This is a genomic window from Cyanobium sp. Aljojuca 7A6, from assembly GCF_024346455.1.
Lineage (GTDB): Bacteria > Cyanobacteriota > Cyanobacteriia > PCC-6307 > Cyanobiaceae > Cyanobium.
The window spans coordinates 186,771-210,866 of the sequence record NZ_JAGQCY010000004.1 but is presented as its reverse complement, the minus strand read 5'-3'; the positions used below and the strand labels follow the sequence as shown (position 1 = coordinate 210,866).

At 66.0% G+C, this 24,096-nt stretch carries 20 protein-coding genes; 19 read left to right on the top strand and 1 reads right to left on the bottom strand.

Features of this window, described 5'->3' with window-relative positions; all coding sequences use genetic code 11:
• From KBY95_RS05825 to galE, 9 genes are all read left to right on the top strand, one after another.
• Complete coding sequence (locus tag KBY95_RS05825; RefSeq protein WP_254964020.1) at window positions 1-1,950, top strand: ARC6/PARC6 family protein; 1,950 nt, start codon at window positions 1-3, stop codon at window positions 1,948-1,950.
• Window positions 1,950-3,416: a signal recognition particle protein gene (gene ffh, locus KBY95_RS05820; protein WP_254964019.1), complete on the top strand. Its 1,467-nt coding sequence runs from the start codon at window positions 1,950-1,952 to the stop codon at window positions 3,414-3,416. The genes KBY95_RS05825 and ffh overlap by 1 nt, the downstream gene beginning before the upstream one ends.
• Before the next feature lie 45 nt (window positions 3,417-3,461).
• The gene (gene rpsP / locus KBY95_RS05815) at window positions 3,462-3,905 is read left to right on the top strand and encodes a 30S ribosomal protein S16 (RefSeq protein WP_254964018.1); all 444 of its coding nucleotides are present in this window, start codon (window positions 3,462-3,464) and stop codon (window positions 3,903-3,905) included.
• A gap of 182 nt (window positions 3,906-4,087) precedes the next feature.
• Entirely contained in the window at window positions 4,088-4,918 is an 831-nt protein-coding gene (locus tag KBY95_RS05810) for a PhoH family protein (RefSeq protein WP_315861408.1), read from the top strand.
• Window positions 4,915-5,421 carry an aromatic acid exporter family protein gene (locus KBY95_RS05805; protein ID WP_254964017.1) on the top strand — a complete coding sequence of 169 codons (507 nt, stop codon included), beginning with the start codon at window positions 4,915-4,917 and terminating at the stop codon, window positions 5,419-5,421. The genes KBY95_RS05810 and KBY95_RS05805 overlap by 4 nt, the downstream gene beginning before the upstream one ends.
• Before the next feature lie 90 nt (window positions 5,422-5,511).
• Window positions 5,512-6,240, top strand: coding sequence for a Bax inhibitor-1 family protein (locus KBY95_RS05800; RefSeq protein ID WP_254964016.1), 729 nt, complete (start codon window positions 5,512-5,514; stop codon window positions 6,238-6,240).
• Between the two features lie 278 nt (window positions 6,241-6,518).
• Window positions 6,519-7,643 (top strand): GDP-mannose 4,6-dehydratase, encoded by a 1,125-nt coding sequence (gene gmd, locus KBY95_RS05795; RefSeq protein ID WP_254964015.1) that lies wholly within the window; start codon window positions 6,519-6,521, stop codon window positions 7,641-7,643.
• Between the two features lie 127 nt (window positions 7,644-7,770).
• A complete protein-coding gene (locus KBY95_RS05790) occupies window positions 7,771-8,739 on the top strand; it encodes a GDP-L-fucose synthase (RefSeq protein ID WP_254964014.1) in 969 nt (322 codons plus the stop codon).
• The gene (gene galE / locus KBY95_RS05785; protein ID WP_254949655.1) at window positions 8,736-9,782 is read left to right on the top strand and encodes a UDP-glucose 4-epimerase GalE; all 1,047 of its coding nucleotides are present in this window, start codon (window positions 8,736-8,738) and stop codon (window positions 9,780-9,782) included. The genes KBY95_RS05790 and galE overlap by 4 nt, the downstream gene beginning before the upstream one ends.
• On the opposite strand, the gene KBY95_RS05780 is transcribed toward galE, so the two are convergent.
• Window positions 9,736-10,743 (bottom strand): TIGR03790 family protein, encoded by a 1,008-nt coding sequence (locus tag KBY95_RS05780; protein WP_254964013.1) that lies wholly within the window; start codon window positions 10,741-10,743, stop codon window positions 9,736-9,738. The two genes, galE and KBY95_RS05780, sit on opposite strands and share 47 nt — an antisense overlap.
• Window positions 10,744-11,231: 488 nt before the next feature.
• On the opposite strand from KBY95_RS05780, the gene KBY95_RS05775 reads away from it, so the two are divergent.
• The 10 genes from KBY95_RS05775 to KBY95_RS05730 all read left to right on the top strand — a co-directional run bounded on the left by KBY95_RS05775 (window position 11,232) and on the right by KBY95_RS05730 (window position 24,096).
• Complete coding sequence (locus KBY95_RS05775) at window positions 11,232-13,151, top strand: ABC transporter ATP-binding protein (protein ID WP_254964012.1); 1,920 nt, start codon at window positions 11,232-11,234, stop codon at window positions 13,149-13,151.
• Between the two features lie 97 nt (window positions 13,152-13,248).
• Window positions 13,249-14,178 carry a glycosyltransferase family 8 protein gene (locus KBY95_RS05770; RefSeq protein WP_254964011.1) on the top strand — a complete coding sequence of 310 codons (930 nt, stop codon included), beginning with the start codon at window positions 13,249-13,251 and terminating at the stop codon, window positions 14,176-14,178.
• On the top strand, window positions 14,175-15,725 hold the full coding sequence (locus KBY95_RS05765) for an asparagine synthase C-terminal domain-containing protein (protein ID WP_254964010.1): 1,551 nt from the start codon (window positions 14,175-14,177) through the stop codon (window positions 15,723-15,725). Before KBY95_RS05770 ends, KBY95_RS05765 begins: the two co-directional genes overlap by 4 nt.
• A complete protein-coding gene (locus KBY95_RS05760; protein WP_254964009.1) occupies window positions 15,722-16,927 on the top strand; it encodes a glycosyltransferase family 4 protein in 1,206 nt (401 codons plus the stop codon). Before KBY95_RS05765 ends, KBY95_RS05760 begins: the two co-directional genes overlap by 4 nt.
• 1 nt (window position 16,928) lies before the next feature.
• Window positions 16,929-17,831, top strand: coding sequence for a glycosyltransferase family 2 protein (locus KBY95_RS05755; RefSeq protein WP_254964008.1), 903 nt, complete (start codon window positions 16,929-16,931; stop codon window positions 17,829-17,831).
• Entirely contained in the window at window positions 17,828-18,712 is an 885-nt protein-coding gene (locus tag KBY95_RS05750; RefSeq protein ID WP_254964007.1) for a glycosyltransferase, read from the top strand. The genes KBY95_RS05755 and KBY95_RS05750 overlap by 4 nt, the downstream gene beginning before the upstream one ends.
• A gap of 16 nt (window positions 18,713-18,728) precedes the next feature.
• Window positions 18,729-19,850: a hypothetical protein gene (locus KBY95_RS05745; RefSeq protein ID WP_254964006.1), complete on the top strand. Its 1,122-nt coding sequence runs from the start codon at window positions 18,729-18,731 to the stop codon at window positions 19,848-19,850.
• Window positions 19,851-19,872: 22 nt separating this feature from the next.
• Window positions 19,873-20,757: a glycosyltransferase family 2 protein gene (locus KBY95_RS05740; RefSeq protein WP_254964005.1), complete on the top strand. Its 885-nt coding sequence runs from the start codon at window positions 19,873-19,875 to the stop codon at window positions 20,755-20,757.
• Complete coding sequence (locus tag KBY95_RS05735) at window positions 20,754-22,079, top strand: glycosyltransferase family 4 protein (protein WP_254964004.1); 1,326 nt, start codon at window positions 20,754-20,756, stop codon at window positions 22,077-22,079. The genes KBY95_RS05740 and KBY95_RS05735 overlap by 4 nt, the downstream gene beginning before the upstream one ends.
• Window positions 22,072-24,096 carry a glycosyltransferase gene (locus KBY95_RS05730; protein WP_254964003.1) on the top strand — a complete coding sequence of 675 codons (2,025 nt, stop codon included), beginning with the start codon at window positions 22,072-22,074 and terminating at the stop codon, window positions 24,094-24,096. Before KBY95_RS05735 ends, KBY95_RS05730 begins: the two co-directional genes overlap by 8 nt.

The window sequence follows — 24,096 nt, the reverse complement described above, 5'->3', positions numbered from 1 at the left end:
TTGCTGGGCGTTCCTCCGTCCGCCGATGCCCAGGGGGTCCTGCGCACCCTGCAGTCGCGCCTGGACCGTCTGCCCCACGGGGGGTTCACCGCCGATACCCTGCAGGCACGGGCGGAGCTGCTCCGGTCCAGCGCCGACCTGCTCTCCGATGCCGACCGGCGCGCCGCCTACGAAGCGGAACTGACCAGCCTGGCCAACACCGACGGCACCCTGCAGCCGGCCTTGGAGATTGCCACAGCCCTGCAGGTGGGCGGGCTGGTGTTGCTGATGGAGGGGGGCCAGCCTCTGGAGGCCTTCGAGCTCGCCAGCCGTTCTCTGCAGCCACCGCAGTCGCCCACCCTTGGCAGTGGCCGAGAAGCTGATCTCACCCTCCTGGCCGGGTTGGCCTGCCTTGCGGCCGCCGGCGAGCTGGAGGAGCAGCGTCGCTTCGAAGCCGCCGCCCGCACCCTGCAGCAGGGTCTGCAGCTACTGCAACGCCTGGGCCGGCAACCCGACCTCAGGGAAACCATGCATGCCCAGCTGGAACACCTCACGCCCTACCGGGTGCTCGACCTGCTGAGCCGGGATCTGGTCGCCGGCGTCGAGAGGCAGGAGGGCCTGGCGCTGCTTGAGCAATTGGTGCAGAGACGCGGCGGGCTTGAGGGGGATGGTGATCCCCATTTCCCCAGCCAGGACTTCCAGCCCTTCTTCCACCAGATCCGCGCCTTCCTCACCGTCCAGGAGCAGGTGGACCTGTTCAGCCGCTGGGCCGCCACCGGCTCCGACGCCGCCGACTTCCTGGCCACCATCGCCCTGACCGCCTCCGGTTTCGCCCAGCGCAAGCCCGAGCGCATCGCCGAGGCCAGACACCGCCTGCAGCGCAGCGGCCGGGAGGGCATCGAACCGCTGCTCGCCAACCTGCACCTGCTGCTGGGGGAGGCCGACACGGCGCGTGCCTGCTTCGACCAGGGGGCCAGCCAGGACCTGAAGGACTGGGCCGCCGGTAAAAGTGCTGATCCCCTGGGTCAGCTCTGTGCGTACTGCAGCGACTGGCTGGTCCGGGACGTGCTGCCGGGCTACCGGGACCTGGAAGCCGAGCCCGATCTGGTGGCCTATTTCAGTGACCGGGACGTCGTGACCTATGTCGAAAGGGAGGATCAGCGCAGGGGGCGGGCCTATCTCACCTCCCCGGCAGCCGTGGAGGGTGTGGACAGCACGGTCTTCCCACCCTTGGACGCACCCAGCTTCGCGGGGACGATGTCGCCCCCTGCATCCCTGAGCCTGGAGGGGGCTACCGCCGGGGGCTTCGCCCCGCTGTCTGCATCCGGCATGGCCACGGATCCCGAAGATGACGGGGAGCTCGATGACGAGGTGCCCCTGCGCTGGCCAGTGACCCCGAGGTCGTGGCTGCTGGGGGGCGGCGCCGTCCTGGTGTTGGTGCTGGCCGCAGCCTGGGTGCTGCGGCAGCGCCAGAGTTCACCTCCACCGGCTCCGGCACCAGCACCCCCGCTCACCTCCCCGGCCCCCACCCCACCGACTCCGGCCCCGAAGGCCGCGACGGGACTGAGCATCACGCCCCTCATGGCCACCCGGCCCGATGCGGCCCAGGTGCGTCGCCTGCTGGAGAACTGGCTGACGGTGAAGAGTGGCGTGCTGGCCGGCAAACCGATCCCGCAGGATCTGGATCGCATCGCCCGGGAGGGGCCGATCGCCCTGCTCGCCAAGGAGCGCCGCAGCGATGCCGCCAGGGGCCAGACCCAGCAACTGGACGTACGGATCACCGATCTCAGCCTGTCCGAAAGCGGCCCCCAGCGCATCGTCGCCGTCGTCCGGCTCCGCTACAGCGACCGCCGCCTCGATGCAGCCGGAAAGGTGGTGGAGACCACGGCGCCGCTGCAACTGCGCAATGGTTATGTATTCGGACGCGACGGCGACAGCTGGCGCCTGGTGGCCACCCAATCCCTCAACTGATGTTCGACGAACTCTCCCAGCGCTTCGAAGACGCCGTCAAAGGACTGCGTGGCCAGGCGGCCATTTCGGAAACGAACGTCGATGGCGCTCTCAAGGAAGTGAGACGGGCCCTGCTGGAGGCCGACGTGAGCCTGTCGGTGGTGAAGGAGTTCGTCGAAGAGGTGCGGCGCAAGGCCGTGGGATCCGAGGTGGTGCGCGGGGTGAGCCCGGATCAGAAGTTCATCCAGCTGGTCCACGAGCAGCTCGTCGACACCATGGGCGGTGCCAACGCCCCCCTGGCCCGGGCGACGGACGCCCCCACGGTGATCCTGATGGCCGGTCTGCAGGGGGCCGGCAAGACCACCGCCACCGCCAAGCTGGGCCTGTACCTCAAGGAGCAGGGTCGGCGTCCCCTGCTGGTGGCCGCCGACGTCTACCGGCCGGCTGCCATCGACCAGCTGCAGACCCTGGGCCGTCAGATTGGCGTGGAGGTGTTCAGCCTCGGTTCTGACGCCAAGCCAGAAGCGATCGCGGCCGCCGGCGTGGCCAAGGGACGGGACGAGGGCTTCGACACCGTGCTGGTGGATACCGCCGGGCGGCTCCAGATCGACACCTCGATGATGGAGGAGATGGTTCGGATCCGGGAGGCGGCGGCCCCGGATGAGGTGCTGCTGGTGGTGGATTCGATGATCGGCCAAGAGGCCGCCGAACTCACCCGCGCCTTCCATGAACAGGTGGGCATCACCGGCGCCGTGCTCACCAAGCTGGATGGGGATTCCCGCGGCGGGGCCGCCCTCTCGATCCGCAAGGTGAGCGGCGCGCCGATCAAGTTCATCGGCACCGGCGAAAAAGTGGAGGCCCTGCAGCCGTTCCACCCGGAGCGGATGGCGAGCCGCATCCTGGGGATGGGAGATGTGCTCACCCTGGTGGAGAAGGCCACCAAGGAGGTGGAGCTGGCCGATGTGGAGAAGATGCAGCGCAAGCTGCAGGAAGCCAGCTTCGATTTCTCCGATTTCGTCCAGCAGATGCGCCTGATCAAGCGCATGGGATCCCTGGGCGGGCTGATGAAGCTGATCCCGGGGATGAACAAGATCGACGACGGCATGCTCCGGCAGGGCGAGAGCCAGCTCAAGCGCATCGAGGCCATGATCGGATCGATGACCGAGGCCGAACGCCGCCAGCCCGAACTGCTCGCCTCCCAGCCCTCCCGTCGCCGCCGCATCGCCTCCGGCAGTGGCCACACACCGGCCGACGTGGACAAGGTTCTCGCCGACTTTCAGAAAATGCGTGGCTTCATGCAGCAGATGACCAGGGGTGGCATGCCCGGCATGCCTGGGATGGGTGGCTTCCCCGGGATGGGCGGAATGCCGGGGATGCCGGGAATGGGCGGCATGCCCGGGATGGGCGGGCCCGGTGGCCGCGGCGGCGGCAAGCCCCCCAGGCCCGCCAAGCCGGCCAAGAAGCGCAAGGGGTTTGGCCAGCTCTGAGCTCCCCTGTAGGATTGGGGGCTGCATTTCGAGCACAATTTTCAGATGATCAAGCTCCGGCTGAAGCGGTTCGGCAAGAAACGGGAAGCGAGTTTCCGTCTGGTGGCCACCAACAGCACCTCCCGCCGCGACGGCCGTCCGCTCGAGGAGCTGGGCTTCTACAACCCCCGCACCAAGGAAACCCGCCTGGACACTGAGGCCATCCGTCTCCGCCTCGGCCAGGGAGCCCAACCCACGGACACCGTGCGCACCCTGCTTGAGAAGGGCGGCCTGATCGAGAAAACCATCCGGCCCGCCGAAACCGTCGGCAAGCTCAAGCAGGCCGCGGCTCGCGAGGCCGCTGCTGCCGCCGCCGTCAAGGAAGCGGAAGCTGCCAAGCAAGCGGCTGCGGCCAAGTTGGCTGAGGAAGCCGCTGCTGCCGCTGAAGCCGCTGCTGCCGCTGAAGCCACGGCTGCCGCTGAAGCCGACCCTGCCACCGCCGAGGCCTGAGCGAACTCTCCTCCACGTTTTCCCTGCCTGACAGCGGTGCTGCCGTTGCCCTGGCCGGGGCGGATGGGGCCTCCCTGCGGCGGCTTGAAGCCCTCACAGGCGCCCAGATCGTGTTGCGGGGTCTCGACCTTCAGATCAGCGGCCGGACGGCCCAAGTGGAGCGACTGCAGGCTTTGATCCACTTGCTTGAGCCCCTTTGGCAACGGGGGGAGTCCATCGGTCCGGTGGACATCCAGGCCGCCATGGCGGCCCTGGACACCGGCCGCTCCGACCAGCACCGCCGCATGGGACTCCAGGTGCTGGCCACCAGCGTCAGCGGCAGGCCCCTGCGGCCCCGCACCCTGCGGCAGAACAACTACGTCGAGGCGATCGAACGCCACGATCTGACCCTGGCGATCGGCCCGGCCGGCACCGGCAAGACGTTCCTGGCCACCATCCTGGCCGTGCGGATGTTGCAGGAACGCAAGGTGGAGCGGCTGGTGCTGACGCGACCGGCGGTCGAAGCCGGCGAACGGCTTGGCTTCCTCCCCGGTGACCTGCAACAGAAGGTGGATCCCTATCTGCGTCCCCTCTACGACGCTCTTCATGGGCTGCTGGGCCAGGAACGCACCGCCCAGCTCCTGGAGAAGGGGGTGATCGAGGTGGCGCCCCTGGCCTTCATGCGCGGTCGCACGCTGGCCGACGCCTTTGTGATCCTCGATGAGGCCCAGAACACCACCTGCGCCCAGATGCGGATGGTGCTCACCCGGCTGGGGGAAAATTCCCGCATGGTCGTGACGGGAGACACCACCCAGATCGATCTGCCCCCGGGCCAGCTGAGCGGCCTGGTGGAGGCGGAGCAGGTGCTGCAGGGGGTGGAGGGCGTAGCCATCTGCCAGTTCACCGATGCGGATGTGGTGCGCCATCCCCTGGTGCAGCGTCTGGTGCAGGCCTACGCCCGACGCGATGCCCGCCCGCCGGCCCCCCCAGCCAGGAAGCGGATGGATGGCACTCCCGTCCGATCGGAACCATGAACAGCGCCGAACGGGTGCGCATCCCCGCCCAGATCGCGGTGGCCGCCCTGGTGGCCTACCTGCTGGGCTTCTGGTTCACGAGTCTGTTTCCGGGCTATCTGCCCAGAATCGGCGGGCTCTGGTCGGCGATCTCCGCCGTCGTCGTGACCCAGGTCACCCGCAAAGATGCGGCCTCTTCCGCCTCGCTGCGGATTCTGGGATCGGCGATCGGCGCCATCACCAGTGCGGTGTACCTGACGCTGCTGCCCTTTCACCCCCTCGGTATGGCCGCGGCGATCTTTGCCACGGTGTTGATCTGCGCGGCGATCAACGTGCCCAGCCACGGCCGTCTGGCGGCGATCACGGTGATCGTCGTGATGGTCACCGGCAGCCTGGATCCGGCCCTGAGTCCGGGTCTGAACGCCCTGCTGCGCTTTCTGGAATCCTGCATCGGCACGGGCGTCGCCCTGCTGGCGGTGTGGCTCTGGCCTGGATCCCGCAACCAGCCCGGGGGCGACGCCTGAAGGATGCCTTCATGGGGAGATCCGAACCGCTCTTCTCGCCGTAACCATGGGGCCGCTGGCAAGATAGATTCAGTTTGAAATGCCAGTGCCATGCCGGCCAGAAGCAATTTCCAGGAAGCGATCCGTGAGGCCCAGTCCGGTGCTCTCATCGGACCCAACGTGGTCAACAAAGCCCTTCCCTATGTGGGCGGCGGCATGGTGCTCACCGCCGTCGGCGTCGTTGGTGGTTTGTCGATGATCGGCAACCCGATCTTCATGCCCCTGTTCTGGGTGTCGCTGATCGGCAACTTCATCCTGTTCTTCGTGGCCCAGAACGCGGCGATGAAGGGCAACAACGGCACCGCCCTGCCGATCCTGACTGCCTACAGCCTGATCACCGGCTTCACCCTCAGCGGGATCGTGGCGATGGCGATCGGCACCGCCGGTATCGGTGCCATCGGCACCGCCGCCCTGGCCACCGGGATCACCTTTGTGATCGCCTCGGTGGTGGGCCGCAACATGAGTGACAACCTCGGTCAGGCCCTCAGTGGTGTGGTGGGCCTCGGCATCGTCGGCTTGCTGATTGCCATGGTGGTGCAGCTTGTGGGCGGCATCTTCATTCCAGGCTTCGGCGGCAATGGTTTTGAGCTGATGATCGCCGGCTTCGGCACCGTGTTGTTCGTCGGAGCGGCCTTCGTCGACTTCTACACGATGCCTCGCACCTACAGCGACGACCAGTACCTGGCCGGTGCCCTTGGCATGTACCTGACTTACATCAATCTCTTCATCTTCATCCTGAGGCTGATCATCGCTCTCCAGGGAGGTGGCCGTCGCGACTGAGCAGGGGACCGTCTTCCATTCATTGACTCTTCTCATGGACCTGTCCGTATCCGGATGGGTTCATGTTTTTTCATTGATGTGGCGATGACACCAGGCGTCATGGTTGACGCGTCGTCCTGCTGTCATTGCGTTGGCGCCGATCGGATCAGGGGTTTCTGACGTCATGCGTTCGTCCGGCTAAGCTCCCTGCGACCTCAATTCCACACGGCTGGCTTGGCACCAAGGAGCTTTAACCGTCAACGCCTGCCCATCACCCCATTGAATGCACAGGAAACCCCATGACCAAAACGGCTCTGATCACCGGGATCACCGGCCAAGACGGTTCCTACCTGACGGAGTTGCTCCTGGAAAAAGGGTATGTGGTGCACGGAATCAAGCGGCGGGCCAGCAGCTTCAACACCGACCGAATCGACCACCTCTACCAGGACCCCCATGAACAGAATCCTCGGCTTGTCCTGCACTATGGCGATCTGACGGACTCCACCAACCTGATCCGGATTGTTCAACAGATCCAACCGGATGAGATTTACAACCTCGGGGCCCAGAGCCACGTGGCCGTGAGTTTTGAAAGTCCCGAATATACAGCCAATTCTGATGCGCTTGGTACCCTCCGCATCCTGGAAGCCGTCCGCATTCTGGGCTTGACGGAAAAGACCCGCATCTACCAGGCGAGCACCAGCGAGCTCTATGGCCTTGTGCAGGAAATCCCCCAGAAAGAATCCACCCCGTTTTACCCCCGCAGTCCCTATGGCGTGGCCAAGCTCTATGCCTATTGGATCACGGTTAATTACCGCGAAGCCTATGGCATGTATGCCTGCAACGGCATACTTTTCAACCACGAAAGCCCCCGACGGGGCGAAACCTTTGTAACCAGGAAGATTACTCGAGGCCTGGCACGCATCGATGCCGGCCTCGACCAGGGACTGTTCATGGGCAACCTGGATTCCCTGCGCGATTGGGGGCATGCCAGGGATTACGTGGAGATGCAATGGCGGATGCTGCAGCAGGACCGTCCCGAAGACTTCGTGATCGCCACGGGCCGGCAGGAATCGGTACGGCGGTTCATCGAACTCACCGCCCAAGAACTCGGCTGGGGGGGCATGATCTGGCAGGGCAGCGGCATCGAGGAGACCGGCTCCCGTCGTGACACCGGAGACATTGTGGTGCGCATCGACCGGCGTTACTTCCGCCCTGCGGAGGTGGAAACCCTGCTCGGGGACCCGACCCGCGCGCGGGAACGGCTGGGATGGACACCCACCACGACTTTGGAGCAGCTGGTGGCGGAAATGGTCGCCACCGACAAGGAGGAAGCCGCCAAGGAGGCCACGTTGCGCCGGGAGGGGTTCACCGTCGTCGGTTCGATGGAGAATCCTCCCCAGGTCGGACTGAAGGCCGCGCCGTGAGAACACGCCCAAAACGCCGCTATGGTCAGCCTTGTGACCCGTTCTCGTCGCAGCGGATCACCGCTGGCCAGACGCCTGCTCCATCGGTCCACCCCTTGCATCAGCGCAGGGGCCTGATGTTTTCCCCATGCTGATCTCACCGAACGACCGGATCTTCATTGCCGGCCATCGCGGCATGGCCGGCTCGGCCATCACCCGTTGCCTGAAGGCGGAAGGCCATCAGCAGCTACTCACCGTGGACCGGTCCGACCTCGACCTGATGGACGGCGCTGCGGTCGCGGCGTGGTTCACCGATCAGCGGCCCGATGTGGTGGTGCTGGCGGCGGCGCGGGTGGGGGGAATTCTGGCCAACTCCACCTATCCCGCCGATTTCCTGCTCGACAACCTCAAGATCCAGCAGAACGTCATCGAGAAGGCCTGGCAGCACGGCACCCGCCGCCTTCTGTTCCTTGGCAGCAGCTGCATCTACCCCAAATTGGCCGACCAACCGATCCGGGAGGAGGCCCTGCTCGGGGGGCCACTGGAGCCCACCAATGAGTGGTATGCCGTCGCCAAGATCACCGGCATCCAGCTGTGCCGCGCCCTGCGCCAGCAGCATGGCTTCGACGCGATCAGCCTGATGCCCACCAACCTCTACGGCCCAGGCGATAACTACCACCCCACCAACAGCCATGTGCTGCCCGGTCTGATCCGGCGTTTCCAGGAGGCCCGCGAAGCTGGCTCCGAGGAAGTGATCTGCTGGGGAAGCGGCCGGCCCCGTCGTGAATTCCTGCACGTCGATGATCTGGCGGCTGCGGCCCTGTTCTGCCTGCGCCATTGGCAACCGGGTGTCGAGGATCTACAGCACATCAACGTGGGGACAGGAACGGACGTGAGCATTCAGGAGCTGGCCACGATGGTGGCCGAAGCGGTGGGATTCCACGGCCGGATCGCCTGGGACACCTCCAAACCGGATGGCACTCCACGCAAGCTGCTGGATGTCAGCCGTCTGGCCGCCCTCGGCTGGCGATCCGCGATCCCCTTGCAGGACGGATTGCGGCGCACTGTGGCGGAGTTCGTCAGTGAGCGGGCCAGCGGCGCCGAGGTGCGGCTGTGAGGATCCTCGTCACCGGCGGCGCCGGCTACATCGGCAGCCATGCCGTCAGGGCCCTGACCCGGGCAGGGCATCAACCCGTGGTGCTGGACAACCTTGTCTACGGCCATGCCGACATCGTCGAGAAGACCCTGAAGGTTCCCCTGGTTCTGGGCCAGGTGGGCGACCGTGAAGTGCTGGAGCCGCTGCTGCGCGGCCGCCACCCCGCCCTTGACGGGACGCCCCTGGAAGGCAAGCCCATTGAGGCGGTGCTCCACTTTGCCGCCTATGCCTACGTGGGCGAATCGGTCAGCGATCCTGCCAAGTACTACCGCAACAACCTTGGCGATACCCTCACCCTGCTGGAGGCCCTGGTGGCCACCGAGCGCCCGTTGCCGATCGTTTTCTCCTCCACCTGCGCCACCTATGGGATCCCCCAGCAGGTGCCGATCACCGAAGACCATCCCCAGGCTCCGATCAACCCCTACGGTCGCAGCAAGTGGATGGTGGAGCAGTTGCTCACCGACTTCGCGGCGGCCTACGGCCTGCCCAGCGTGATCTTCCGCTACTTCAATGCTGCCGGTGCCGATCCTGAGGGCGACCTGGGGGAGGACCACGACCCTGAGACCCATCTGATCCCAAGGGTGCTTGACACCATGAGTGGTCGGGAGCCCTATCTGCAGATCTTCGGCGACGATTACCCCACCCCTGACGGCACCTGCATCCGTGATTACATCCACGTGGCCGACCTTGCCGATGCCCACGTCCTGGGCCTGGAACGGTTGCTGCGGCTGCGGGAACGGGAGGAGTCCGAGCGCAAGCCCCTCATCTACAACCTTGGCAACGGCACCGGCTACTCGGTTCAGCAGGTGATCGAAACCGCCAAAGCCGTGACCGGCCGGGGCCTGCTCGCCCACATGGCCAAGCGGCGGGATGGTGATCCTCCCCAACTGGTGGCCGGGGCTAGCCGGGCCCACCAGGAACTTGGTTGGAGGCCCCGTTTCCCCGAACTGGAAACGATCATCGAGCATGCCTGGGCCTGGCACCAGAGGCGTTACCAGGGCTGAGGGCCTCTCGCACCGGCCAGGGCCTGGCCAAGGGCTCCCCGATGAACACACCCTGGCCGGGCATGGCCACACTGCGCCAGTAGCTCTCGATCAAGGTGTCGCCGCGCCGGTAATAACTGAGCAGCAGACCGGGATCGGAAAACTTGGCTGGAAAGTTGCACGGCTCCACCACCGTTCCATAACTGCCGGTGGCACCGGCCTCAAGCCAGCGAATCGCACTCATCTGCGGACTGTCGGTCAGCTGCCCCCCCAGGGAGGTGAGGTGATCGGCAACGGCTCCCGGCAGGTAGTGGTTGGTGCGGATCCCGACAGGGAAGGCCAGCCCGGTGAAATAGGCCATGACATCCTGAGCTCCCACAAGGGCATCGGAAGCGATGACCCTCACCTGGAACCGCGATCCCATGGCCGCCACGACCCGGCCATAGCCTGGGGCACGGGTGTTGCGTTTGGCGTCCTTGGTGCTCAAGAGGTAGGCCGTTCCCGGCGGTGCCGTTCCGTCCGAGGCCACACCCTGCTGAATCAGGCGCCTGGCCATCGCCAGGCTGGTGGCGGCCAGCATCATGCTGGGCCGAACCCCCAGCTGATCCCAGGGACGGCGCACATCGCCGCGGGCAAACAGGGGACTCAAGGACGTGGACCGGCAACCGGTGGCGCAGAAGCGTGCGTCCAGGCCGAAGCTGAAGGCACTGGTGATCGACTGGCAGCCAACCCGATAGGGGGCTGCCCAGGCCAGGGCATAGACCTGAACATGACCTGGAGTCCGGATATCCACCGTGCGCTTGAGGCGGCGGAAGACAGCCGGGCTCAGCGCCACTTCCCCGGGAGGGAAGCGCACGCGGATCACCTGGTCAGGGGGGATCAGGCGGGCGGCCTGGTAGGTGCGGCCAATGCTCTCGCTGAGGGGATCGGCCGCATTGATGATGATCGCGAGGTGGCGATGGTCGAGGGGACCTTGGGACAACGTCCCGACCCTGGAGACCCGTGACCCGCGCGCGAGGGGCTGGCTGGCCGACAGGGCCAGCAACAGCACCAGCGGTGCCAGCCGCGTGGGCAGCCACCGACATCGGGGAGACCGCCGAAGCCCTCTGAAAAACTCAGCAGCCATGGTGGGCTGACAACGGTATCCCGAGCTCGTCTGGGGGTGCGTTAGAGCCCATTGGACAATGGCCCAAGCCCTCTTTCAACCCTCGCATACTGGCGATGGAGCCTGTCGATGGAGCGTTCAAACGACCTTCGTGCAAGCACCCGGTGACGACCTAGATTCAGGTGCAGAACGCCTTGCAGTTCCTTGGTCATCAATTGCCTCTGTTGCGATTCCCTGATCAACTATTTTGATCAGGTGTACTTATCAGATGCGCCAATGCCAGGCAGATGCCAATCAGGGGTTCCCATCAGCCAAGCCCTTGATTCCTGATTCGACAGTTCAGCCCCCATTATGCAGCGCCGTTGATGCCATTTCTACATCGCATCGCCAGACAACTCCCCAGCCCTCTTCTTGCTCCCCTCACCGACCAAAAACCCGCAGCACGCCTGATTAGGCACTCGGCAAAGAAATACTGGAAGTTACTGGCACTCAACTTCTCCACCAGCCTGGCCGCCAGCCTCAGTGAAGGTGCCACACTTGGGATCATTTTCCTTTCGGTAAGCCTCATCAGTGCTCCCGAGAACAGTGACTGGAGTCAAATTTCGGCTCTCGGGTCTCTGAATCATTTTCCATGGCTGCAAGGCTGGCTCACCAGCGCCCTCAGCACCCGCACGGGTCGCGACGGGATCTTCGTGATGCTCCTGGCCACGGCCGTGGCCCTGCAAGCCCTCATGGCATTGACCAGTTACGTGAACAGCATCAGCACAGCCGTGATGGGGTCACGGATGGGCGCGGACATTACCGCCAAGCTGAATGATCGTGTTTTGTCACTGAGTTTTTCCTGCGCCAGCCGGTACCGAATTGGCGATCTGCTGAACTACGTCGGCTCGGGAGGCAGCACGGTTCAGAAGGAGATCTTCCTGGCCAACGGGCTGTTGATGAACAGCCTGCAGCTGTTGATCTATCTGGTCATCCTGGTGGCCATCTCACCGTGGCTGCTGCTGGTGGCCATTGCCATGGCCGCCGTCATGCAGACGGTGCAGAAGCTGCTACTACCCCGTATTCGCAGGAACTCACGAGAGCAACAGTGCGTGAATGTGGAACTCTCCAGCCACCAGAACGAACAGATTCAGGGGCTACGGTTGCTCCACAGCACGGGCCAGCTGGAAAGCTCCAGAACCAAACTGAAAAGGTTGCTTACCGAAAGCAAGCGGCTGTCAATCAGACAGAGCAAACTTTCCAACATGGTGCAGCCCATTTCCAACATGCTGCCGATCATCTCCATCGCCCTGATCGCAGCGCTCAGTCTCTTGGTTTTCAAAGATCGTAGTAGTGGCGTACTTCCGAGTCTGGTGACGTTCATCATCGCCTTGCAGAGACTCAACCAAAGGGTCGGCAGCTTGACTGGGCTCGCCACAAGCTATGCCGCCAACAGCGCCAATGTGGAACGTTTGAACGACATCTTGCGCGATGAAGACAAGCAGTTCATCCGCTCAGGTGGAGTTCCATTCGCAGCACTACACGAGGGGATCCAGCTGGATTCTGTCTCTCTTCGCTACAGCCCCGAGCTCCCTGAGGCTCTCTCCTCTATTCAACTCACCATTGGGCGCGGTCAGACCATCGCCTTGGTCGGCTCCAGCGGCGCCGGCAAGAGCTCCATCGCCGATCTGCTCGTTGGTCTCTATGACCCAACCGGAGGAAGGATTCTCATCGACGGAGTCGACTTCCGCGCCATCAACCTCGCCAGCTGGCAGCAACGACTTGGAGTCGTCAGCCAGGACACGTTTCTTTTCAATGCCAGTATCGCCAGCAACATCAGTTTCGGTGTGGAGAGCGCGTCTATGGAGGACATCATGGAAGCGGCTGCCAAAGCCCAAGCTGCTGGCTTCATCGCCAACATGCCTGAGGGCTATGACACCAAAATCGGCGAACGCGGCTACCGACTCAGCGGCGGCCAACGTCAGCGAATTTCCTTGGCGAGAGCGATTCTGAGGAAACCCGAGCTGCTGATTCTCGATGAGGCCACCAGCGCCCTCGACAGCCAGAGTGAACGGTTGGTACAGCAGGCGATTGAACAGTTCGAACGCCAGCACACCGTGCTGGTGATCGCCCACCGCCTCAGTACGATCGTCAACGCCGACGTCATCTGCGTGATGTCGGAGGGGAGGATACTGGAACGGGGCCGTCACCACGAATTGCTCGCCCAATCTGGCCTGTACGCCAAACTCTGGAGCGATCAATCCAAGCATCCCCAGCAGGCATCGATGGCGGCGACAACCGTCTGATGCACTTCATTCTGATAAGTATGCAGAGCCACGATCGCGACCATCCCACGGGACGATCGTGGATCAGATCGACGCCCAACATGGTGGGTTATAAAAGATGATCATTGCCTGCACGATCGACAACAACTACATCCGGCACTGCGCCGTGATGCTGAAGTCTCTCCAGCTTTCCAATCCGACTGAATCCATCAGCGTCTACATTCTCCACGGTGTCATTGATACCGGTGAACGTGCCCGATTAGCGGCCTACCTTGGGGAATTTCTGCCTTCGGTCTCCTTCATTCAACTGGATGAGGAGATGCTTTCGGGCTTTCCAGTTTTCGGCCACATCACCCTGGCCACCTACTTCCGGCTGTTGCTGCCAGCGGCTCTACCCCATGCAGTGGAAAAGGTTCTTTATCTGGATTCCGACCTGATCGTGGTTGACTCGATCCGTGATCTCTGGGAGTCGGCTCTCGATCACAACAGCATCGGTGCGGTGGAGGAACATAACCAGGAGCTCGACCGCAACCGCCTCGGCCTGGCTGAAGGTTCCCTGGTGTTCAATGCGGGCGCCATGCTGATCGACCTGTGCCGCTGGCGCAGGGAGAACATCCTGGCCACGGGACTGGAGTTCGCCCGCTGCCATCCCGAGCGCATCAAACACTGGGACCAGGACGTACTCAATTCCCTGCTTGAATCCCGCTGGCTGCCCCTTGACTGGCGCTTCAACGCCCTCCCCCATCTCTGGATGCATGCCGAATACGGCGATAGCACCACCCCCCTGGGCCGGCAAGCTGAGGCCACACGGGCCAACCCCGCTGTGATCCACTTCGCGGGATCAGGTGTGGCCAAGCCTTGGCACCATCGCTGCACCCATCCCTGGCGCCAGCGCTACCTGGAGATTCGCCAGCAGACCCCCTGGTCAAACCTCCCCCTGGAGGGGGCCCCCAGCGCGTCCCTTGGCGATCGCCTCGGGACGTTGCGCTTCCGGATCAAGAGTGCGGGCAAGCGGATGCTCGGCAAGCAGAAGCCCAGGAACCCATGACCATCCAGCTCGGCGACCACCGACTCACCTGCATCGGCTATTGCGACAGCACGGAGGCAGACCTGCTGGGACGCTTCCTGCGCCAGGGAAGCCAAGCACTGGCAAACAGGGAAGGGGAGTACACCCTGGTGATCGAGACCGATGCTGGGGACGTGACGGTAGTCACTTCACCCGTTGGAGCCACGCACTACTACTACGCCGAGCACAACGGCCGCCTCTTCCATGGCGACCTGGTCGCGGAGATCCAGCGTCGCAGCGGCCTGGAGTGGCGCTGGAACTGGCAGGCCCTGGGTGATCTCTGCCAGCTGGAGAACCTGACCGACAACCAGACGCTTCACCCCGAGATCCATCGGGTCCCGCCGGGCAGCATCCTGCACTTCACCGACGGCCGCGTGGCGCTGCGCTCCGAGTCGGTCCTTGACAGGATCCCGGCGGCCCCCGCTGACCCGGACGCCGCCGTTGAGGCGCTCAATGCCTCCGTGCTTCGGCTGGCTGGGGACAACCCCTACCTGTCCCTTTCGGGCGGATTCGATTCGAGGGTGATCCTGGCGTCAATGTTGCACCAGGGGCTGCGCCCCCATCTGATCACCATGGGACGGGAGGAGGCCACCGACGTAAAGGTGGCCCGCCACATCGCCCGGCGCTTCGATCTGCCCCATCAGCTGATCAACCTGGACCTGGAGGAATTCTTCGCCCACGGGCCCAGCATCTCCAGCCTTACCAATGGCACCAAGACCGCCTGCCACTGGCACACCTTCCTCTATCCCCTGAAGGCCAAGATTCCCGCCGATGCCACGTTCTTCGTTGGCACCCTGGGGGAATTCGCCCGTACCTATTACTTCGACCGTGGCTGGCTGGGCCGCATGGCGTCTCTGGCCCCCGAAGCCGCCCTGGGCCAGTTCTGGCGGATGAAACTCGAGCGACACCCCAGCTTCTCGCCCGAGGAACTGCGACATCTGGCCCCACCGCTGGCGGCTGAGCTGGTGGCTGAGGGCCGAGGTCGCCGGGCCGACAAGCTCGCCGGCTTCTGCCGCGGGAAATTCCTCGATGGCCTCACCCGCTACTACTTCGAGCAACGGGTACCCAATTTCTACGCCAATGGCATCCGTATGTACCGGGCCTCCAGCGCCTGGCGATCCCCCTTCCACGATCGCCGCTGGATCGAGACGATCTGGAATCTTCCCGATGGTTGGAAGCTGGGCTCCAATTGGCACCGCCATGCCATCGTCCGCAACTGCCCGGAGCTGCTTTCGTTTCCTGAGGAGAACGGTTTCGATAAGGGCCGCATGCTGCCCAAGGCCCCGCCCTTCTACTGGACACCTCCCGTGAGGCGGTCCCGCTACGTGAGCTACGACCTCAGCGCCGACTGGTACCGCGACCCCCGCATGCATGCCTTCCTGCTCGAGCACGGCGGGCTGATCGAGGATCTGGTCGATCCGGAGTTGCTTGGCCGCGTTCTCGACGCCCATCGCCAAGGCACCGACAGGACCCGAACCCTGGCTTTCCTGCTGACCCTGATCTACTGGAAGCAGGTGATCGCCCCATGAGGGTCCTGTTCGTCTCCCACATGGCCACCCGCAGCGGGGCCCCCCTGCTGCTGCTGTGGCTGTTGCGCTGGCTGATGGAACACGAGTGCGGGATCGATCCGGCCGTCGTGCTGCTCAGCGATGGGCCTCTGAGGCCCGAGTTCGAAGCCCTGGCGCCTACCGAGACCTGGAGTCGGCCCCTCTTCCAACCCCTTCTCAAGCGACTTACGACCCGGTTGGGCAGGGGGCAAGCCAGCAGTCCCGCCGGCCTGCTGGAGGCAGCGGTGAAGCGTCACAGCCCCGACCTGATTTACCTGAACACCCTGGTGCTGGGCCAGCACCTGAAGGGCCTCAGCGCCGACTCTGCGCGACCGGCTTGCCTCAGCCACGTCCATGAACTCGAAACCACGCTTGCGACCATGAGCACCCCGGAGGCTGTGGCCCGCCAGCTGGCCCTCTCCACCGAGGTGGTGGCCTGCGCCGCAAGGGTCAGACAATCCCTGCACCTCCATCACGGTCTGCCCCTGGATCGCTGCTCGGTGATTCCAGGCTTCCTTCACCTCTCGCCTCCCGGCGACGGCCACCCCGAGGGCGGAGAGCTCGTCGGGCAGGAATCGCTCCTGCAGCCTCTGGAGACAGCCCTGGCTGCGGGCAGCTTCGTGTTCGGCTTTGCGGGCCAGGCCATTCCCCGCAAGGGGTTCGACCTCTTCCCCCTGTTGGTGCGGGAATGCGAACGGATCTTTGCCGGCCAGCCCTTCCTGGCCGTGTGGCTCGGGGCCTCCCCCCAGCAGGAGTCAGTGATCCTGGCCCGGCGTGACCTGCAGCTGCTGGGCCTGGAGCACCGCGCTCTGCTGCTGCCGCCGATGCCCTCCGGCATCGCCGTGATCCGGCGTTATGCCGTCCACGGACTGCTGTCGCGGGAAGATCCCTACCCTTTGGTGGCGCTGGAGGCCGCCGCCTCGTCGGTGCCCACGGTCTGCTTCGAGGGGGGTGGCGGCATGGTGGAGTTTGTCGCCGATGGCTGCGGCATCGCCGTCCCCTATCTCGACCTGGAGGCCTTTGCCGCGGCCCTGCTTCGGCTCAGCAACGACCAAGAAACGCGCCGACGCCTGGGCGAACGCAGCCGGGCCAGGGTGCTGCGGGAGTCCAGCATCGACGACGTGGCGCCCCAGCTGCTGGCGTCAATGCAACGGGCCGTGGCGGCCGGAGCCCACTGTGGTTGAAGTGCCCCTGCCAAGCTCCCACCGCCTCTACGGCTGGCCCGAGGGAGAGGCGATCGCCATGCCGGAACGCTTCAACGCCGATCCATCACGGCCGTTGTTCTCCATCGTCATCCCCACCCTCAACCAGGGCCCCTTCATCGAGGACACCCTGCTCTCGATCCTCTGGCAGGGCTACGACAACGTCGAAATCATCGTGGTGGACGGGGGCAGCACCGACGAGACCCCGGCGGTGCTGGAGCGCTACCGGCCCTGGATCCGGGTGCTGATCCGCGAGCCCGACAAGGGCCAGTCAGACGCGATCAACAAAGGATTCCGCCAGTCCAGCGGCTCGATCCTCGCCTGGCTCAACTCCGACGACATTTACCTGCCCGGAGCCTTCCGCACTGTGCTGGGCTGTTTCGCCGCCGACTCCAGCGGCCGCTGGGTGATCGGCAGCGGCGACATCATCAGTGCTGATCAGCAGTTTCTGCGCCATGTGCCCGCCCGGGAGGGATCGGAGCAGACCCTGCTGGCCATCGAAAACGACTGCTTTCTGCTGCAGCAGAGCTGCTTCTGGAGCGCCTCCCTCTGGCAGGAGGCCGGGGGCCGGGTGGACGAGTCCCTCAGCCTGCTGATGGACTACGACCTCTGGTGGCGCTTCTCGCAGCGCTGCTCCGGCATCGTCACCCAGGAGAAACTGGGGGCGATGCGCTACTACGCCACCGTGAAGACCCGGCGCCAGGGGGAACGCTTTCCGTCCGAACTGGCCACCATCTATGCCCGTTATGGTGCCAGCGAACCGCTGGAGCGGCTGGTGCACCGGCTGCTGAAGGAGAAATCCGCCCTCGACGAACGCCTCCAGACCCTGGAACGTCAGCTGCCGGTGCGGCTGTTGAAGCGGCTGCGGCTCCTCCCCAGACCATGACCACACCCGAACTGTTCGTCGGCATCACCAGCTGGAACAGCGAGCTGTTCCTGCCCCACTGTCTGGAGGCGCTCCAGGCCACCACCCGGGGCCTCGACACTGAGATCTGGGTGCTGGACAACGGCTCCACCGACCGCTCCGTGGCGATCGCCAGCGAACGAGGCGCCGAGGTGGTGCAGCGCCGCTGCAGCCAGCCGGACGCGCTCAATGCCCTGCTGCGCCGATCCCGCTCCCCCTACACCCTGCTGCTGCATGCGGATGTGATCCTGCTGTCACCGCAATGGTTCAACCTTTGCCGATCCCGGCTTACCGACGGGGTGGCGCTGGTGTCGCCACAGGACATCGGCTGCGGACCGCTGACTCGCCCCTTCGGTGCCGGCATGCCGGAGAGCTCCTTCCTGCTGATGCACACGCAGCGGTTCCGCCGATGCCGGCGTCTCCACTGGAGACGCAAGGGACGCTGGCCGCGACCGCGGATTGAGGTCGACTTCCACGGCCCCCACATCACCCACCACCTGCCGCAGGAGCTGCACCGGCAGCAGCTGGACTGGGTGCCCATGGACGTCTACGTCTCCAACCGGGCCGGCGAACCGCTGTTCACGCCGCCATCGCCTCCGGCGGTCTGGAGCGACGAGCTGGCCTATCTGCGCTACGGCCTGGGTAACTTCTACGGCCTCGACGGCACAATCACCCACTACCACAACTGGTACGACCGAATCGCCGCCCGGGAAAAGAGCGAATCGGCACCAGTCCCAGGCCGCAAGGATTTTCCTGTGGAGTTCATCCGCTCCTACACCCAGCGCCTGCTGGAGGACTACGTCGCCGGCAGGCTGGAGTTGCCGACCGACCTCAGCACCACCCGCACCCCCAAAGCGCTCTAGCCCCATCCCTTCCTCCATGACCGGTCCCTCGCCACCACGGCCGATCGCCGCCCACTTCCTGCTGGTGCCGGAACTGCTGCATTCGCCGCCCAATGAGGCGATCATCTCGGCCCTGCTGGAGAACGGCTTTGACGTCCACGTCTACGCCCCCGGGCCCTGTGGCAGCACGGCTCCCTACGGGGAGAGGGTCACCACCCACCCGGTGTCCTACGCAATGCGCTGGCTGCTCGCTCAGTCCTGGCGCCCTCGCTGGCGCCGCTACAGCTGCTTTTCGGGCACCACGGAGGATCCGATCGCTGTGGTGGGCCTCCTGGCCCGTCTGCACCGCCGCCCCTGCTTCGTGCTGGGGGATGAGATCCGCGCCGGCAGCTACCGGGGTCCCCGCTCGAAACGCTGGAAACAGTTCTGCCTGGACGCCTACCGGCGGGCGCGCTTCACGATCGTCAACGACAGCCACCGGGTTCCGCTGGTGCGGGAGTACGCCAGCCTGCCGCCGGCCCAGCCGGTGCTGGTCTACCCGGGCTGCTTCCGCCACCCGCCGGAGCGGGATCCGGCCCTGCGGCAGCGGCTGCGCCAGAGCTGGGGGATCGGGCCCGACGCCCTGACCCTGGCCATTTCCGGGGGCTTCAACCTCACCGCCGGCGCCGACTGGCTGCTCGACGCCCTCCACGAGGACCCCTCTCTCTGCGCCGTGATCCAACCCCTGGGGGTGGATCCCCTGGCTCTCTACCTGCTGCGGCGGCTGAGTCTGGGTGGCCGGCTCCACATCGAGACCGAGCGGCTGTCGTGGCAGGAGGCCTGGCGATCGGCCGTCGGCTATGACATCGGCCTGGCCGTCTACACCAATCCGGCGCCCCAGTTCCAGGCCATGGGGATCAGCTCGAATCGGCTGTGCATGTACCTGGCCATGGGGGTGCCGGTGATCTGCAGCCGCCAGGCCAGTTTTCAGTTCGTCGAGGACTTCGGCTGTGGCGTGATGGTGGACGATGGCGCCGGCTTCCTGGCGGCGGCCCACCATCTGGGGGCCGACCTGGACGCCCGGCGGGAGGACTGCGCCCGCTGCTTCCGCGATCACATCCGCCCCCAGGAGCGCTACCGCGCGCTCGTGGAGGCCATCGGCACCCTCGGGCGCCCCTGAGACGGGAGCCACCACCAACGCCATGAACCGCTCCAGCCTCAACCTGCGCCTTTACCTTGCCGCCAGGGCCGTCCTGCATGGAAGCCGCCGCCGCATCCCGCGGGCCCTGCTGCCGCCGCGGCGGCCCCTGGGTGATCACGTCACGATCGCGATCACCACCTTTGAGGCCCGCTACGAGAGCTACTTCCGACCCCTCTACCGCTCCCTTCGCCGCAGCTTTCCGGAGGTGCCGATCCTTGTGGCCGTCAACGGCCACGGTGATCAGGCCAGCCAGAGCCGCTATCTGGAACGGATCTGCCGCGAGTTGGCCACTGGCGAGCCACCCCATCGACGCTTCCTGCTGCACGATCGGGTGGTGGGGCTCTGCCAGCTCTGGAATGAACTGCTCCAAGCCAGCCCGACGGCCACCACCCTGGTGCTCAACGACGATCTGTGCATCGATCCCTGGCTGAGGCGCTGGGCGGAGACCATGGCGTGGGAAACGGTGGATCTGTCCCTGCTCAACAACACCTGGTCCCACTTCGCCATCGGTCGCCATTGCTGGCAGCGGATCGGCGCCTTCGACCAGACCTTCAGTGGCATCGGCTTCGAGGACATGGACTACACCGCCCGGGCTTCGCTGGCAGGGGTCCAGATCGGAGGCGTGGCCTGCCCCTATCTGCACCATGCGAACGACCAGCCGGTCACCACCTCCTTCGATGATCAATCGGCGCGGGTCTGGGGCAAGTACACCTCCGCCAACCATGAGAGCTTCTTCCGCAAGTGGGAGAGCTGCCCGGCGCCAGAGGGGATCTACATCCGCCAGCTGGGCCACAACGTGCGCCCCATCGCTCCCCTGCCACCCCTGCCCGTGCCAACCCTGGGCCTGGCCGGGAGCGGGGTCGTCTACATGGATCGGACGCCATGAGGGTTCTGGTGCTCGCCCCCTCCGCCTATCTGCTCGGTGGGGTCCAGGACTGGCTGGCCAGCCTGGTGCCGGGCCTGCGGGCGGGCGGGCACGCGGTGACGGTGGCGGTTCCCGATGGCGACCATCACCGCCATGGCCCCTACGACCAGGCCTATCCGGCGCTTTCGGCCCAACCGCTCGCCAACCCCAGCGGCAGCGCCGAAGGCAGGATTCGTGCCATCGCCAACCTGCTGGGAGGGCTCAATCCCCAGCTTGTGCTCGGCGTCAACCTGGTCGATCTCTACCCCGCGGCCCAGCGGGCCCGCCGTCAGGGGCAGTTTGATGGGCGGGTGGTGATGACCCTGCATGCGCTGCAGGCGGCCTATTTCGACGATCTAGGGCGCCACAGGGATGGCATCGATGCCGTGATCGCCACCAATCGGCTGGCCTGCCGGCTGGCGAGCGAGCTGGGCGGGATGGATCCCGACAGGGTGCTCTATGCCCCCTATGGCGTGCCGGTGCCGCCCTGGCAGGCCCCCGACGGCGATCCGGCCGCCACTTTGAAACTGGCCTGGGTGGGCCGGCTGGAGCAGGCCCAGAAACGGGTGCACGATCTGCCGCCGCTGCTGACAGCCCTCGAGGCCCTGGGCATCAATCTGCACCTCACCATTGCCGGCGATGGTGTGGAGCGCCCGGCTCTGGAGCGATCCCTGACGCCCTGGATCGGGGCGGGCAGGGTGCGATTCCTTGGCCACGTCGACCAGCCCCGACTGGCCAAAGAAATCTATGGACATCACCATGCCCTGGTGATCACCTCGGCCTGGGAGACAGGCCCGATCGTGGCCTGGCAGGCCATGGCCAGCGGCATGGCGGTGGTGAGCAGCCGTTATGTGGGGTCAGGCCTGGAGGGGGCCCTGGAGCACAACGCCACGGCCCTGCTGTTCCCCAGCGGCGATGTCGCCGCCGCCGCCGCCCAGCTGGCACGGTTGCGACAGAGCGCCCTGCTGGAGCGGCTGTCCAGGGCTGGCCACGCCCTGGTGGCCGGGCGCTACAGCGAAGCCGCCTCGCTGGAGGCCTGGCGGCGGGCGCTCGAGAGGGTGATAGCGCTCCGCCCGCTGGCGGCGGGTCCTGCGGCACCATCACCGCCCCCCGCGGGCCGGCTGGATCGCTGGCTGGGCCGCCGCCGCGGTGAGGATCTGCGCCGACTGCTGGGGCAGCGCTTCTGCCACCACAGCGCCGGCAGCGAGTGGCCCCATTCCAGCGGCGCAAGCGATGGGGCGGCGGAAGCGGCCTTGCTGGCGGCGGCCGGCCGGCTCGACCATCCCAGTGATTCCCATGGCTGAACCGGCAAGACCCTCCCGGAAGGAGTGGTTGGGCGTCTGGCTGAAGGAGCGACTGCGCTACGAGTGGTTGCTGCGCCGGCCCGCGCCAGCTCACCTGACGATCGCCAACCGCGACGAACGGCTGGAGGCGGCCCCCGATGGCCGCGGCCAGGCCTGTCTATGGCGCTACACCTCCCGACTGCATGCAGCTGGCATCCAGCCGGAGCTGGGCCGGCGCCTGCTGCACCGGTCCCTGGCTGCGGCACCGATCCGGCGTCGCGCCGTCCCCGGCTGGGGCGATGGGCCACCGGAACTGAGTGTGCTGATCGGCCACCGGGGCAACGAGCGGCTGCCCCTGCTGCTGGCCACCCTGGAGTCCCTCGCCGCCCAGGAGGACGTGCGGATCGAGTGCCTGGTGATCGAGCAGGACAGCGAGCCCCGCATCGCCGAGCAGCTACCCCCCTGGGTGCGCCACATCCATGGCCCCCTTCCGGACCCCGCCGCGCCCTATAACCGCTCCCACACCTTCAATCTGGGCGCCCGCCAGGCCCGCGCTCCGGTGCTGCTGCTGCACGACAACGACATGCTCGTGCCGTCCGGCTACGCCCGCCGCCTGCTGGAAAGGGTCGCCCGCGGCTATGCGGTGGTGAACCCGAAGCGATTCGTCTTCTATCTCGATGCGGTCCACAGCACCTCGGTGCTCGATGGTTCGGAGAACTACGCCGAGCGGCCCGCCGAAGCCATCGTGCAGAACCTGGAGGCGGGAGGCTCGATGGCGATCACCGCCGAGGCCTATGCCGCCATCGGCGGCATGGACGAGGGCTTCGTCGGCTGGGGCGGTGAAGACAACGAGTTCTGGGACCGCTGCCTCACCCGACCCACCTGGATCTGGGGCTACGAGCCGATCGTGCACCTCTGGCACCGCGGCCAGCCCCTCAAGTACCAGCCCGGCAACCCCAACCTGGAGCGGGCCCGTGCCGTGATGCGGCGCCCCGCCCTCGAACGCATCGCCGCCCTGCGGCCTGCGCCGGTGCCCGGCCTGGTGAGCACGATCATCCCGGTGCACAACCGCTCCGCCCTGCTGCGCGAAGCCGTGGCCAGCGTGTTGGCCCAGGACCACCGGCCGATCGAGATCGTCATCGTTGACGACGGCTCCAACGACGACACTGGCGCCGTGGCCGATGGCCTGGCCACCGCCCATCCGACGGTCATCCGGGTGATCCACCAGCCCAATGGCGGGCCCGGCGCCGCCCGCCAACGGGGCCTCGACCACAGCCACGGCGAATTCGTGCAGTATCTCGACAGCGACGACCTGCTGCTGCCTGGCAAGTTCAGCGCCCAGGTGGCGGCCCTGAACAGCTCCACCGAGGCCCGGATCGCCTACGGCCCCAGCCTGGAGGAGGACCATTCCAGGCACCCGATCCAGCGCCGCGGACCGATGCGGGCCACCGGCACACCCCTGGAGCGCCTGTTCCCCCTGCTGCTGCTGGAGCGCTGGTGGACCACCAGCTGTCCGCTGTACCGGCGCGAGCTGCTCGACCGGATCGGCCCCTGGCAGCCGTGGATCAACGAGGAGGACTGGGAGTACGACGGCAGGGCCGGCGCCGCCGGGGCCCCGCTGGTGTGGGTGCCGGAGCCGGTGTCGGTGCGGCGGATCCACATGGGCAACGACCACCTCAGCGACCGGGGTCACCTCGACCCCCGCAAGCTGGGGGACCGGGCCCGGGCCCAGGACTCCCTGCTGCGCAGCGCCCTGGCCGCCGGCGTCGACCGCCGCAGCCCCGAGATGGCGCGATTCTCCCGCTCCGCCTTCCTGCTCAGCCGCCAGTGCGGCGCCGCCGGTGCGGAGCAGGCCTCAGAGCGGCTGTTCCAGCTCGCCTGGCGGACCGGGGCCTGGCAGGGGCGCCGGCAGCAGCTGGAGTTCGTCTTCTACAGGCTGCTCGCCGCCGTGCTGGGCTGGGGCCGGGCCGCACGCCTGAGCATGGGGGTCCGGACACGGCTGCCTCCAGAACCCCGCCCAGGGGGGAACATGACCTGA

Coding starts and splice junctions, on each gene's coding strand:
- ffh (WP_254964019.1), top strand. CDS start 1,950: ATGTTCGACGAACTCTCCCAGCGCTTCGAAGACGCCGTCAAAGGACTG.
- rpsP (WP_254964018.1), top strand. CDS start 3,462: ATGATCAAGCTCCGGCTGAAGCGGTTCGGCAAGAAACGGGAAGCGAGT.
- KBY95_RS05805 (WP_254964017.1), top strand. CDS start 4,915: ATGAACAGCGCCGAACGGGTGCGCATCCCCGCCCAGATCGCGGTGGCC.
- KBY95_RS05800 (WP_254964016.1), top strand. CDS start 5,512: ATGCCGGCCAGAAGCAATTTCCAGGAAGCGATCCGTGAGGCCCAGTCC.
- gmd (WP_254964015.1), top strand. CDS start 6,519: ATGACCAAAACGGCTCTGATCACCGGGATCACCGGCCAAGACGGTTCC.
- KBY95_RS05790 (WP_254964014.1), top strand. CDS start 7,771: ATGCTGATCTCACCGAACGACCGGATCTTCATTGCCGGCCATCGCGGC.
- KBY95_RS05775 (WP_254964012.1), top strand. CDS start 11,232: ATGCCATTTCTACATCGCATCGCCAGACAACTCCCCAGCCCTCTTCTT.
- KBY95_RS05770 (WP_254964011.1), top strand. CDS start 13,249: ATGATCATTGCCTGCACGATCGACAACAACTACATCCGGCACTGCGCC.
- KBY95_RS05765 (WP_254964010.1), top strand. CDS start 14,175: ATGACCATCCAGCTCGGCGACCACCGACTCACCTGCATCGGCTATTGC.
- KBY95_RS05760 (WP_254964009.1), top strand. CDS start 15,722: ATGAGGGTCCTGTTCGTCTCCCACATGGCCACCCGCAGCGGGGCCCCC.
- KBY95_RS05750 (WP_254964007.1), top strand. CDS start 17,828: ATGACCACACCCGAACTGTTCGTCGGCATCACCAGCTGGAACAGCGAG.
- KBY95_RS05745 (WP_254964006.1), top strand. CDS start 18,729: ATGACCGGTCCCTCGCCACCACGGCCGATCGCCGCCCACTTCCTGCTG.
- KBY95_RS05740 (WP_254964005.1), top strand. CDS start 19,873: ATGAACCGCTCCAGCCTCAACCTGCGCCTTTACCTTGCCGCCAGGGCC.
- KBY95_RS05735 (WP_254964004.1), top strand. CDS start 20,754: ATGAGGGTTCTGGTGCTCGCCCCCTCCGCCTATCTGCTCGGTGGGGTC.
- KBY95_RS05730 (WP_254964003.1), top strand. CDS start 22,072: ATGGCTGAACCGGCAAGACCCTCCCGGAAGGAGTGGTTGGGCGTCTGG.